Origin of the sequence: Streptomyces hydrogenans, assembly GCF_014656075.1 — a bacterium.
Classification (GTDB): domain Bacteria; phylum Actinomycetota; class Actinomycetes; order Streptomycetales; family Streptomycetaceae; genus Streptomyces; species Streptomyces hydrogenans.
Window position 1 is genome coordinate 1 of the sequence record NZ_BNBS01000296.1, and the last position, 1,118, is coordinate 1,118.

1 protein-coding gene is annotated in these 1,118 nt (G+C 74.6%); it reads left to right on the forward strand.

From position 1 onward, the window contains the following. Positions 1-1,118: ferrochelatase (locus IE321_RS41515; protein ID WP_190226785.1), on the forward strand; the 1,118-nt coding region annotated here is incomplete at both ends.

Sequence of the window (1,118 nt, forward strand, 5' to 3'; positions counted from 1 at the left end):
ATGTCCGATCAGCACGATCCCGCCCCGTACGACGCCCTGCTGCTGCTCTCCTTCGGCGGCCCCGAGGGCCCGGACGACGTGGTCCCGTTCCTGGAGAACGTGACGCGCGGCCGCGGCATCCCCAAGGAGCGGCTCAAGGAGGTGGGGCAGCACTACTTCCTCTTCGGCGGCGTCTCCCCGATCAACGGCCAGAACCGTGCCCTGCTCGACGCGCTGCGGGCCGACTTCGACGCGGCCGGCCTCCGCCTGCCGGTCTACTGGGGCAACCGGAACTGGGCGCCGTACCTCACCGACACCCTGCGCGAGATGGTCCGCGACGGGCGCCGCCACATCGCCGTCCTGACCACCAGCGCGTACGCCTCCTACTCCGGCTGCCGGCAGTACCGCGAGAACCTCGCCGACGCGCTCGCCACCCTGGAGGCCGAGGGCCTGCCGCTGCCCCGGGTCGACAAGCTCCGCCACTACTTCAACCACCCCGGCTTCGTGGAGCCCATGACCGAGGGCGTCCTCGCCTCGCTCGCCGAGTTCGACGACACCGTCCGGGCCGGCGCCCACCTGGCCTTCACCACCCACTCCATCCCGGACTCCGCCGCCGACTCCTCCGGCCCGGTCGGCGACCACGGCGACGGCGGCGCCTACGTCGCCCAGCACCTCGACGTGGCCCGGGTCATCGCCGACGCGGTCCGCGAACGGACCGGCGCCGACCACCCCTGGAAGCTCGTCTACCAGTCCCGCAGCGGCGCCCCGCACATCCCGTGGCTGGAGCCCGACATCTGCGACCACCTGGAGGAGCTGCACGCCGGCGGTGCCCCCGCCGTCGTCATGGTGCCGATCGGCTTCGTCTCGGACCACATGGAGGTCCTCTACGACCTCGACACCGAGGCCACCGCCAAGGCCGCCGAACTCGGCCTCCCGGTCCGGCGCTCCGCCACCGTCGGCGCCGACCCCCGCTTCGCCGGCGCCGTGCGCGAGCTGGTCCTGGAGCGCGCGGCCGCCGAGCGCGGCACGCGCGCGGAGCGCTGCGCCCTGGGAGCCCTCGGCCCGTCCCACGACCTGTGCCCGATCGGCTGCTGCCCGGCCCGTGCCGAGCGCCCCGCGGCCGCCGGCGCCGACAGCCC